General features: G+C 44.2%; 1 protein-coding gene. It reads right to left on the reverse strand.

Annotated elements, in window-relative coordinates:
- Nucleotides 1-25: 25 nt before the first annotated feature.
- The gene (locus tag BM415_RS09965) at nt 26-13993 is read right to left on the reverse strand and encodes a non-ribosomal peptide synthetase (protein ID WP_091157405.1); all 13968 of its coding nucleotides are present in this window, start codon (nt 13991-13993) and stop codon (nt 26-28) included.
- Nucleotides 13994-14016: the final 23 nt, after the last annotated feature.

A 14016-nucleotide genomic window follows, 5' to 3' on the forward strand; every position in this document is an offset into this window, starting at 1 on the left:
TTCTCCTCCTCTAATCATCTTTTTGTTAGTGTATCACAGCTTTTGTTGAGATGTTAGTATGTTCCAGCTGATTTATTATCGTATCCGGATCATACGCAATTTGTTTCAACAAATCCATATAATGCTTGGTGAACTTATTCATAAATTGTTTTTCGAAAATAGCTGTTCGATAATCAAACTGGATCATATACATCTCTTCAAGCTCCTGAGCAGTTACATATATATCATATTCGCAATAATCGTACTCGCAAGGATATGAAGAAATACAATAATCCCTTTCCTTACTTTCTAATGCGGACAGCATAAAGTTATTAAGATTAAACATGGTGTTAAATAACGGGTTCTCTCCTGGAGATAGCGGTATATCCAAATCCTCTAGCATCTTCTCATACGGATAATGCTGATGCTGTAAAGCAAGATTCATCATCTCTTGGACCTTTTGGAACATGTCTGTCATCGGATCTTCTGTATTAACTCGATATCTCAGCGGGATGGAATTAATGAACAATCCTACGATTTCCTGTACTTCAGCACGTTCACGACCAAATGCGTAGGTTCCAACAATGAGATCCTTCTCATTCGTTAACTGGCTTAACAAAATAAGATAGGTTGAATAGAAGATCGTATAATCCGTTACCTCTATATTCATCGAGTTCTTCATTTGTTCTATTAGAGCCTTGGAAATTTCTATTCTGACATGGCTTCCGTTATGATCAGATGCCCTCGTTCCCTCAAGCTGTAATGGAGATAGCTGAACAGGTCGATAACCGGCAAGATAACTCTTCCAGAAATCCGAAGCGGCTGTGAAATAACCCTGCTCTAGCTTCGTATGTTGCCATTCAGAGTAATCTTTATACTGCAATTCAAGAGATTTCAACTCTGAACCGTCATAGAGTTTAAATAATTCATCCAAAATAATCCCGAGTGAAGTTCCATCAGAGATGGCATGATGCATATCTAGTAATAGAATGTGCTCGTCCCGATCAAGCTTAAGAATCTTTGCTCTTAACAACGAAGCGGAATCTAAAGCAAATGGCTGGATGAATCTCTTAATGACTTGACTTAACTCGCTATAGGAGCCTAGCGGTTCTATCTCAAGCTGAAATCTTACTCGGGACCTAATGCGTTGAACCACATGATCTCCCTGAAGCTCAAATGATGTTCTAAGGGCTTCATGACGTAATATCAGTTTCTGAAAGCTGAGCTTGAGTCTATTCAGATTAAGCTCTCCTTGGATCAGATATGCCGTCGGCATGTTCCAGTCCGTATTCCCTAAGCTGGACAAATATCCATAAGATTGATACGGGGTTGCCCTGTAAACCTCTTGTATAGGGGCTCTCTTGATCGATTCGTAGTTCTCAGAACTTTGCACAGACCGTGTTGCTAAATACTCGGCAAGCAGCTTAATGGATGGATAATCAAATATCGTTTGTAATTCAATTGGCAGATTTATTTCCTTCTGTATTCGAGCAACCAACATCATCGCTTTAAGGGAATGGCCACCTGCTTCAAAGAAATGATCCTCTATCCCGATCTCATCAATACCCAGAACATCACACCAAATCTTATGAAGGTTTGCCTCCAGTGCATTCGTTGGTCTCTCACCATTCATACTATTCACTGGACTTGGCAATGCATGCCGGTCTACTTTGCCATTAGCTGTCAGTGGCAGCTTGTCCAGGAGGGCAATCGATGTCGGAATCATGTATTCGGGAAGCTCTTCTCTTAAGCAATCCCTGATGTACCGATGCACCTTGTCATGCTCTACACCTTCATCAGGAACTAGAAATGCTGCCAAGAATGAATGACCCTGTTCATCTCTTCCTGCTGTTACGGCCGCCTCTTTTATCTCCGGAAGTTCAAGCAGCTTGTTCTCTACTTCGGTCAGTTCTATTCGGTTGCCTCGGATCTTGACCTGCCGGTCCAGCCGGTCCATGAACTCCAGATTTCCATCCGGCAGCCACCTTACCAGGTCCCCTGTCCGATACAACCTCTCTCCCTGCTCAAACGGATGTGAAATGAACCGTTCCTTCGTCAGCTCTGGCTGCTTCAAGTACTCTCTGGCTAGTCCGTCTCCGCCAATATACAGCTCCCCTGGTAGTCCTACAGGCTGCCGCTGACCCCAGCGGTTTAACACGTACACCTTCGTATTGTGAATCGGTTTACCGATAGGAACACTGCTGTGCGCTCGGACATCCTCATCCACCGTATAGGTTGCTGCAAATACCGTCGTCTCGGTCGGACCATATCCATTAGCGATCCGATTAGGACCCACATAATCAAGCGCCTTAATGACATGCTTCTTCGAGCCTGCTTCGCCTCCAAAAAAGAGCTTTCTTACATGCTTCAGGCTCGTGACATCATAATCAACCAGTGTGTTAAACAAGGCTGCTGTCATAAATGCAGACGTTATACCATACCGCTTCATTACTTGAGACAGCTCTGCTGCATCCAGCACGTGCTTCTTCTCAATCAAATATAGCGTTGCTCCATTCAGCAAAGCGCCAAATATTTCATAGGTTGATCCATCAAAGGCATAGTTTGACAGCTGCAGCATCCGATCCTCTGGCTGGACATCCATGAATCCATTATTCACACTGGTCTTCACCACGTTCCGATGTGTGGTCACCACCCCTTTGGGCCTGCCCGTCGAACCGGACGTATACATGACATAGGCGGCAGACTCCGGGGATAGGGACTCTTGTCCATACTCACCTCCAGCCTGACTCCATTCTATGCCTTGACTGCTCCAGTCGATCTCCGAAAGCCACAGCACCGCTCCGTCGTAACCATCGACTCGCATTCCTGCCTCTGCAATGAGCAGCTTGGCTTCACTGTCTTTGAGCATGTAAGTCAGCCGATCGGACGGAAAGCTCGGATCTAGTGGCACATAGGCCGCGCCTGAGCCCAGGATACCCATAATAGAAACCATCATCTCAATGGAGCGGTCTGCCAGTAGCCCGATCCTATCTCCAGGACGTATCCCTTGCTCCTGCAGCACAGCAGATAAATGGGCTGCACGAGTGGCAAGTTCTCGATATGTGACCATCCTCTCTTCAAATACGATCGCAGGATGATCTGGACTCCGTTCAGCCTGCGCTTGAAACAACTCCATAATGGTGGATTCTCGTGGGTAATCTACAGTTGTACCCTCAAACGTGTTTATTTCCAGCTTCTCCTGCACAGTCAGCAGCTCAATGTCTTGAATAAGAAGCTCATTTCCAGCCACTAGCTGCTCTAATACATGTTCATAATGCCCCAGCATTCTCTCGATTGTCTTTGCTGAGAACAAATTAGCGTTGTATTCAATGGTTACGGCTAGTCCATCTTGTGTTTGTACTGCTCCCCATGTCATATCAAATTTGGGCTGTGTACTCACCGTCTCAAGTTGACTGATATGAAGTGATGTCGATTGTAAAGAATAGGTCTCCATATTCTGAAGTACAAACAAGGTATCAAATAGAGGCTGACTTGGATGAATCCGTGAAACTTTTAACTGATCCAATAGTTCTTCAAGAGGATAGGAGCCGTGATCAAATGCCGTTAATAGTTGATCCCTAACATGGCCAAGGTAATTTACTGCTGTAAGATTCCCGATCGGTTTTAGCCGAAGGGGTAAAGTATTCACAAACATGCCGACCATGCCCTGGGTAACGGAGAGCTGCCGCCCCGCCTCAGGCACGCCGATAATGACATCTTCTTCTTGCTTATACTTAGATAACAAGATGGAATAGGCACCGAACAATACTGTAAATAGAGTTGTCCGATGAGCGGAAGCTATGTCCTCAAGCTGTTGTGACAGACTAGTATCGATGTTGAGTCTTGAAATCGCTCCTACAGGGACCTTGGTACTCGCGTTGTTGAAGTCGTATGGGAGGCTTGATTGCGGCAGCTCCCCACTAAATTCCTTAAGCCAGTACTGTTCCTCTGCTTGGTATTGCTCGCTGCCTTTGTACTGCTGCTCCCACCAAGCGTAGTCCTTATACTGCAAGACTGGTTTTGGTTGAAGCTCTTTTCCATCATATTGTTGAAACAACTCTGTAATAATGATACTCGTTGATATCCCATCTGAGATACTGTGGTGCATGTCTAGAACGAGCACGTGCCTTGTCTCTGAAATGGAGAGCAGCCCTGCCCTGAACAACGGTCCTGATGAAAGGTCAAATGGACGAATAAATGATTTTACATATTTTTCTATACTAGATTGAGTTAACGAATGATCTTCAACACCTTTTGTCCAGCTTTTTCGTTCGATACTAAAGTCTGCTTCCCGATTTGGATCAATGCTTTGTCTAAGTTCACCACCAATCATGACATATGAAGTTTGAAGCGCCTCATGTCGTTTCGTCACGATGGAGAGCGCCTCTTGCAGCTTGCCATAATCGAGGTACCCCTTAATTTCAAAAGCGAGTGGCATATTATAGCTGGTTCCCTCTTTGAGCAGCTGCTGGGTATAATAGAGCCTCCATTGAGAAGAAGATACTGGATAGGTCTCCTGTACAGGAGCTGCAATTATAGCAAGCCGTCCATTCATGTCCGATTTCTTGTCATGTACTATAAGGGCTTGCTCCTCAATAGTGTCATGTGTAAAAATCTCTTGCAGAGACAGCTTGACTTGAAGTTCTTGCTGTACTCTGCCGGATAGCATCATGGCTTTGAGTGAATGACCTCCAAGTTCAAAAAAATGATCTCTAATTCCAATATTTTCGACTTTGAGAATTTCAGTCCATATTTGTACTAAGATGCGCTCAGTTTCGTTTGATGCTGTAATCCGGGAGTTGGTTTGATACGCGTAAGGCTTAGGAAGTGCAGCTCGATCTACTTTGCCATTAGCTGTCAGTGGCAGCTTGTCCAGGAGGGCAATCGATGTCGGAATCATGTATTCGGGAAGCTCTTCTCTTAAGCAATCCCTGATGTACCGATGCATCTTGTCATGCTCTACACCTTCATCAGGAACTAGAAATGCTGCCAAGAATGAATGACCCTGTTCATCTCTTCCTGCTGTTACGGCCGCCTCTTTTATCTCCGGAAGTTCAAGCAGCTTGTTCTCTACTTCTGTCAGTTCTATTCGGTTGCCTCGGATCTTGACCTGCCGGTCCAGCCGGTCCATGAACTCCAGATTTCCGTCCGGCAGCCACCTTACCAGGTCCCCTGTCCGATACAACCTCTCTCCCTGCTCAAACGGATGTGAATTGAACCGTTCCTTCGTCAGCTCTGGCTGCTTCAAGTATTCTCTGGCTAGTCCGTCTCCGCCAATATACAGCTCCCCTGGCAGTCCTACAGGCTGCCGCTGACCCCAGCGGTTTAACACGTACACCTTCGTATTATGAATCGGTTTACCGATAGGAACACTGCTGTGCGCTCGGACATCCTCATCCACCGTATAGGTTGCTGCAAATACCGTCGTCTCGGTCGGACCATATCCATTAGCGATCCGATTAGGACCTACATAATCAAGCGCCTTAATGACATGCTTCTTCGAGCCTGCTTCGCCTCCAAAAAAGAGCTTTCTTACATGCTTCAGGCTCGTGACATCATAATCAACCAGTGTGTTAAACAAGGCTGCTGTCATAAATGCAGACGTTATACCATACCGCTTCATTACTTGAGACAGCTCTGCTGCATCCAGCACATGCTTCTTCTCAATCAAATATAGCGTTGCTCCATTCAGCAAAGTACCGAATATTTCATAGGTTGATCCATCAAAAGCATAGTTTGACAGCTGCAGCATCCGGTCCTCTGGCTGGACATCCATGAATCCGTTATTTACACTGGTCTTCACCACGTTCCGATGTGTGGTCACCACCCCTTTGGGCTTGCCCGTCGAACCGGACGTATACATGACATAGGCAGCAGACTCCGGGGATAGGGACACTTGTCCATACTCATCTCCAGCCTGACTCCATTCTATGCCTTGACTGCTCCAGTCGATCTCCGAAAGCCACAGCACCGCTCCGTCGTATCCATCCACTCGCATTCCTGCCTCTGCAATAAGGAGCTTGGCTTCACTGTCTTCGAGCATGTAAGTCAGCCGCTCGGACGGAAAGCTCGGATCTAGTGGCACATAGGCTGCACCTAAGCCCAGGATACCCATAATAGAAACCATCATCTTAATGGAGCGGTCTGCCAGTAGCCCGATTCTATCTCCAGGCCGTATCCCTTGCTCCTGCAGCACAGCAGATAAATGGGCTGCACGAGTGGCAAGTTCTCGATATGTGACCATCCTGTCCTCAAATACAATCGCAGGGTGATCTGGGCTCCGTTCAGCCTGTGCTCTAAATAGCTCCATAATGGTGGAATTTCGCGGGTAATCTGCAGTTGTACCCTCAAACGTGCTTATTTCCTGCTTCTCTTCATCTGCTAACAATTCAATGTCTTTGATTCGCACCGGCACAGAATCAACGAGTTGTTCAAGGATATGTCTATAGTGAGAAGACAATCCTCTAATAAATGACGCTGAATAGATATCTTGATTATATTCAACCGTCATTAGAATGACGTCATCCTGTTCAGCACCAGCCCAGATCATATCAAACTTAGATTGACTAGACGGGACTTCTAATTGGTGTATATGAACATCCTCTATTAATAATTCTGCGGTGTTCATATTCTGCAGAACAAATAGAGTATCGAATAATGGACTTCTTCCAGAATCTCTAGTCACATCCAGCTCTTCTATCAATTCTTCTAACGGATAATCCGCATGCTTATAGGCCTCAAGCATCGTCTTCTTCAATTCATCAAGATACAGGTCAATGGATAAATCCGCTTTTGGTTCACTCTGTATCGCCAGTGTTTGGACAAACATACCGACGACAGGTTCCACTTCTGGAACATCTCTACCGGCAACAGGAATACCAACCACAATCTTTTCTTGCTCCGCATATTTGGATAAGAGAACATAATATCCAGCCATGAGAAGCATAAATAAAGTGATATCTTTTTCCTTCATCTTGTTCTTCATTTTGCTGACCAGCTCTGTATCTAAATAAAATGAATGCTTTGCCCCTCCTAAGCCCTGACTTAGATTTCGGCGTTCAGAGGTTGGCAAATTCAACTCGGGAACCTCATCCTTATACATATGAGTCCAGTATGTCTTAGCTGCGAGATACTTTTCACTCCTATGGTACTGCTCTTCCCAGACCGCATAGTCTTTATATTGAATAGTAAGTGGCGGAAGCTCCACTTCGCTGTATAACTTGAACAACTCATTTAGAATAATGGAAGTCGATACCCCATCTGAAATAATATGATGAATATCCATGAACAAAAGATGATGATCTAAAGTTTGCTCTCTAACGACAGCACGAATCAGGTAAGGCGACGACAGATCAAAGGGTTTAATCTGTGACGAAACCCATTGTTGGACTGCTTCATCATCTAACGGTGATCCTGTCTCCTCTTTCTTTATTTCCCACTGGACACTGCCCGGAGGCAGAATCTGTTGCTTAATCTCATCTCCCATGAGATGAAAAATCGTCCTTAAGGATTCATGACGCATGATCAACTGCTGAAATGCGCAGTTTAGTGCACGCAAGTCTAGCTTTCCCTCTAAACGAAGCAGCATGGGCATGTTATAGCTCGTTCCTGCATGCTCATACTGTGATGCAAGATAAATTCTTTTTTGTGCAGAGGATACAGGATAGAATTCCATCGCTTGCGCCTTCGGCAGGGTAAGCTTCACAGATGGAGCCTCCTGACGATGAATCAAGCTTGCTTGTTCTCTGATCGTCGGATATAAAAAGATATCCTGCAAACTAAGATTGATACCAAACTCATGTTGCACCTTCACGGATAGCTGCATTGCTTTTAATGAATGGCCTCCAAGATCAAAGAAATGTTCGAGCATACCCGGACCTTCAACACCGAGCACTTCGGACCAAAATTTTTGAAGCTGAACTTCAATGTTATTCTCAGGCTGTTCCTTATTCGTCATATGGGATAACCGAACCGGCTCAGGAAGCTTGGAACGATCTACCTTGCCGTTTGTTGTAAGTGGAATGGCCTCGATTATCATAAATGTAGAAGGTATCATATAGTCCGGAAGCCGGCTCTTTAACCACTCTCTCCATTCCGAATAGAGTAACCGCTCTGCTTCTTTATCTATGCCGGATTCATGACATACCACATAAGCGCTCAAACTAACCGTCCCTTGGGTATCAGCAACTGGAACGACAACAGCCTGGTTAATCGCTGGATTAGAGATCAGCATGCTTTCAATTTCTCCTGTTTCCACTCGGTTACCCCGGACTTTCACCTGTCCATCCATCCGTCCCAGATACTCTAATTCTCCCTCACAAGACCATCTGACCAAATCTCCCGTTCGATACATCAGCTTGCCTTGTTCCTGCGGGTTCGGTATGAATCTTTCTGTTGTCATACTCGTATTGTTCAAGTAACCTGCGGCGACACCATCGCCTCCAATGAACAGCTCACCAGGCATTCCAACGGGCTGTTCATGACCCCAAGCATTCCGAACGTAGAGTGAAGTATTATGAATTGGCCTCCCAATCGGGACATTGCTCTTCTGCTTCAGATCATTTGTAATCGGATACGTCGTTGCAAATACGGTCGTTTCCGTAGGGCCATACGCGTTAAATATTCGGCCTTCGCCAAGATAATCAAGTGCTTTATCTACATGCTGAATAGATGCAGTTTCACCGCCAAAAAAGAGCTTGTTAACATGTTTGAAACAAGTCACATCATAGTCCACCATCATGTTAAACAAGGAGGTTGTCATAAAAGCCGAGGTAATGCGCTGCGCTTCCATTATTGATGCAAGCGTTGCTGCATTCAGCAATTCATCTTTTGTTATGATATGGAGCGAAGCCCCATTAAGGAGAGCACCAAAAATCTCATAGGTAGAGCCATCAAATGCATAATTGGATAGCTGCAGCATTCGATCTTCCTTGCCCAATTCGGCAAATCCATTATTGATGCTTATTTTGACCACATTCCGATGTGTTGTCAGAACCCCTTTCGGTTGCCCTGTTGATCCCGAAGTGTACATCACGTATGCGATATCTTCAGGTGCTATTGATCTTCTGTCCGTTGTTCTTGTTAATTCAGATACGACCTTGCCTTGGCTTAACAGGTCACTATATGCAATATGTGTTATGCCTTCTTGATCATAAGCATTTCCACTTGTTGAGACGACAAATCTCGCTCCGCTGTCCTTTAATATATATTCGATTCGATGTTCAGGCAGCGCAGGATCAAGCGGAACATAAGCCGCTCCGGCTTTTAGAATGCCGACGATCGCAATAATCATCTCCATAGACCTGTCCGCTAGAAGACCAACTCTATCCCCTGGATTGACTCCCATTGAAATCAGAACTCTTGTGAAGTGTTCCGCAGCTTCATTCAGCTGATAGTACGTCATCACCTTGCTTCCGTGAATCAGAGCGGGTAACTCAGCTGATTCAACAGCTTGCTGCAAAAATAAGCAGGGTATAGAAGCCTCATGTGGATAATCGGCCTGCCTTCTGTTGTGGAGATTCAGCCATGCGTGCTCCTCTTCAGTCAGCATATTAATATCCATTAACAGCATATCAGGCGCATGGACCATTTGCTCCAGAATCGTCATAAAATGTCCGATCATTCGTTGGATCGTTTCTTCTCTATATAAAAAGGCTGCGTATTCTACGATAAAATCCAAACCATGCGGAGACTCTCGGCAGCCCCATGTCATGTCAAACTTCGCCTGGCTCCAATCCCATTCAGCTGAGCGAAATGCGACATGCTCAAGCTCAATAGGCGGTATATCCATGTTTTGTAATACAAATAACGTATCAAACAATGGATGTCGACTCATATCCCGGGAAAAATTCAAATCATTCAACAGATCCTCTAGTGGATAATCCCCATGGGCTTGCGCTTCCATGAATTGCTGCTTCACTTCCCGGATCCATTCGTGGACTCTAAGGCGACCTTTGGGCTGGGAACGTAAAGCGAGCGTGTTTACAAACATCCCGATCATCTGATGGGTATCCTCATGGGATCTTCCCGCTATCGGAGAGCCTACAACCACATCTTCCGTTCCGCTGTATCTGGATATGAGGATTTTGTATCCCGCAAGCAGCACCATATACAATGTTACTTCATTTGCAGCAGCCACTCTTTTGAGCTGATCCAATAGATCTACTTCAATATGGAATGACAATGTTTTCCCTGCAGCACTTCTAACCGAAGGCCTTGCATAATCTGTACTGATCTCCCCTTCAGGCAGTGCTGCGGCGAACTGATCTCTCCAGTACTTTTGATTCTTTTCATAGCTTGAGCTGGATCGATACTCTTCTTCATATACTGCAAAATCCTTGTAATGTAGCTCTAAAACAGGTAAAGACTTCGATTGATATAAGCGCGCCAAATCCTGATAAATAATACCCGTTGATACGCCATCAGAAATAATATGGTGGGTATCCATAAACAATAAATGGTGCGTTTCATCCAAAGTAATGACCATAGCCCGAATAAGAGGACCATTCCCTAAATCGAACGGACGAATAAATGAATCCAAGGCTTGATTAATCCATTCTTTTTTGGCCGTACCAGAGGATTGATAAATTGCAAAGTCTTCGTCGTTAATCTCTAAGTAATCCATGGACCAATTAACATCCTTAGATGCGATGATCTTCTGCCTCAGTGTCTCACCAATCCATACAAAAGAAGTTCTTAACGATTCGTGCCGCTCTATCAATTTTCTAAGAGCTGACTCCATTCTATTTCTATTAAATTCACCCTCGATTTCCAGTATCATTGGCATGTTGTAATTTGTTTGACCCTTCTCCAATTGCTGCGCGATATATACTCTTTTCTGTGCTGAAGAAACAGGATATGTCTCCTGTATAGGCGCTCGTAATATCGGCATATACTGACTTTCTTGAGACATTTGAATACATCTCGCCATATCTGTCAGAACCGGAGATTGGAACACGTTGTGTAATGAAAGTTTAACACCCAGCACCTTATGTATCTTTGCAGTGAGCATCATTGCCTTTAGCGAGTGTCCACCAAGTTCGAAGAAATGATCTAATGCGCTAATTTGTTGAATGCCCAAAACTTCTTTCCAAATTTCGGCCAGAGCAACCTCCGTTGGACCCGACAATGGAACGAATGTGCTGGATGTGATGTTCGGTTCAGGCAGCCTGCTTCGATCGACTTTTCCATTTGAGTTCAAGGCAAAGGGCGACTCCATCCTATGGAATACAGCAGGCAGCATGTAGTCAGGAAGGCTTTTCTTTAATTCCTCTCTGCATTTTGCTATATCTAAGAAGTAATTATCTTGCACAGGAACAATATAAGCACATAAATATAAATGTCCCTGTTGATCATGAAATGTTTTGACTATTGCATCCTTGACCTCACTCAAATCCTTCAATTTGCTTTCAATTTCCCCTAATTCGATTCGATGTCCCCGAATTTTGACTTGATAATCTGCTCTGTCAAGGTATTCAATACTTCCATCTTCATTTCTTCTGACGATATCCCCAGTCTTATACAGCTTCTTACCAGCATAAAAAGGATGTTCAATGAAACGTTCTGAAGTCAGTGCGGGCCGGTTACGATAGCCTTTGGAAAGTCCATCACCGCCAATATATAGCTCACCTGATACGCCCACTGGCATCGGCTTCAGATCCCGATTTAATATAAAGGCTGTCGTGTTGTGGATAGGCTTCCCAATAGGAGTGCTCCCAGACTCCGTTATCGTGTGACAGGTAGCAAAGACTGTCGTTTCTGTAGGTCCATACATATGTAATAGTCGACCTGGACCCATAACTGTCAAGGCTGTGTTAATATGCCTCGCCGATGCCTTCTCTCCCCCGAATAAAATATGACGTACCTCTGTCAATACGTCAGGGTTCCAATCCACCAATGTATTAAATAGAGCTGTTGTCATAAAAGCTACACTTATATCATATTTGCTGAATGCATTCCCTAGGGATTCAATATTGGAGGCTTCTTCTCTGCTAATCAGTACTAAAGCGGCACCATTCAGCAAGGCTCCATAAATATCAAATGTAGCTCCGTCAAACGCATAGTTTGAAATTTGCAATAGTCTGTCTGTTTTATCTATCTCGATATATCCGTTATTTATCATGGTTTTGATGACATTTCGGTGAGTAGCGGTCACCCCTTTGGGCTTACCCGTGGAACCAGAAGTATAGATGACGTACGCATCATAATCCGGATGCAGGTTAACGGTCGACTCTACGGCATAATTCATATTCTCTGATAACTGTAGATCTGTTAAGGTCACAATCTCGCCATTAAATTCCGGTAAATCCATATCTGTTAACAGCACAAGCTGCTGTACGTCTGCATCCTCCATCATATAGGATAAACGTTCAGACGGAAAAGTCGGATCAAGTGGAAGATAGGCCGCGCCTGTCTTCAATATAGCTAATATGGCAGTGATCATTTCACAAGAGCGCTGCGAGCATAGACCTACGATATCCCCTGGCTTAACTCCTTTATTTCTAAGTAGGTGTGACCATTTTTCTGAAATCTCGTTAAGCTCCCTATAGGTCCACTGCATGTTGCCCATAACGACCGCAGTCCTGTGTGGTTCTGCAGCAGCTTGCTGAGCAAAGAGATCAACTAGTGTTTGATCCATCGGATAATCTGCCTTCGTGTTATTCCAATAGGATAAGTGCTCTGTTTCTTGATAAGTCAGGACTGAAATGTCTTTCACCTTTATTTCAGGGTTTCCCGCGATTTGAGTACAAACCATTTTTAAGTGAGAGAACAGACGCTGAATAAAACGAATAGAGTACATATCCTCGTTATAATTCATCTTTATTCTGATTTCTGTACCCGGGCCAATAGAAATGTTCAGGTCATAATTTGTATGCTCATAAGCCTCAATGGAGCGGATCTTAAAGCCAAGACCAAGCTCTTCCGTATTGAACATACTGTCGCTAGCTGGGTAATTTTCATACACCAACAAATGATTGAATAGGGAACCCCCGCCCGCTTCCGCTTGGACATCGGCCAGTGATAGATAGCTATGTTCCTCCGCCAATACAGAGTTCTCATGAGTGGTTTTGACTAATTCTGCAAAAGTGGTTTCTGAACTCGATTGAATCCTGACAGGAGCGGCATTAATGAACAAGCCCATGATTTGATCAACATCAGGAATGGAGGTAGATCTTCCAGATACGATGGTTCCAAACACGACATCGTCAGAATCTGAATAATATTGAAGAACCACACCCCAAACCGCTTGAAATAGACTGCTCATCGTAACCTGATACTGACGAGATATGGCAGTAAGCTGATCGGTAAGTGATAATCCTAGATTAAACATGCTTTCTTGAATGTTCGAACGATCCTGGTTAGTAGGCGTTCTTTCTTGTGGAAATGAAGATTCCTCATAACCCGACAGATATTTATTCCAGTATGTTTTTGCCTGTGAAGCGTCCTTGGCTTCCAACCACTGAATATATCTCTTGTAAGGAATTACTCTGGAGAGCCTGACAGGCTCTCCAGAAATTTCTCCCCGATACAGTGCAAACCATTCTTGAAACAAAAGTCCGAGGCACCAGCCGTCTATCAAAATATGGTGATTACTCCATATCAATTCATAGGCATTTATATTGGTTTTGATCAACGTTAATCTCAGTAAGGGACCTTTGGATAGGTCAAATCCAATCCTTCTATCCTCAATTGCAAGCTGAGATACGTGATTATTTCGTTCCGTCTCATGTATATTCGTTAAATCCACAAGTCTGATTTTAATGTTCCTATTCTTCAGCACTACTTGCCTTGGCTTATTGATTTTGTCATACACAAAGACAGTTCGAAGTATATCGTAACGATTTATGACTTTATTTAAGCTGTTTTCAAGCGCTTGTTCGTCTACATGCCCTTCCAACGAGAAGATCATCTGCTCGAAATACATATCTCCTTGATCATACAATGAATGAAACAGCAGGGATTCCTGCATAGGAGATAATGGATAAATATCTGCTATTTCTGTCTTGCTCATCATCCCTCAACTCCTTCTCATCTTAT

It is taken from the genome of Paenibacillus sp. 453mf, from assembly GCF_900116105.1.
In the GTDB taxonomy this organism is placed as follows: Bacteria; Bacillota; Bacilli; order Paenibacillales; family Paenibacillaceae; genus Paenibacillus; species Paenibacillus provencensis.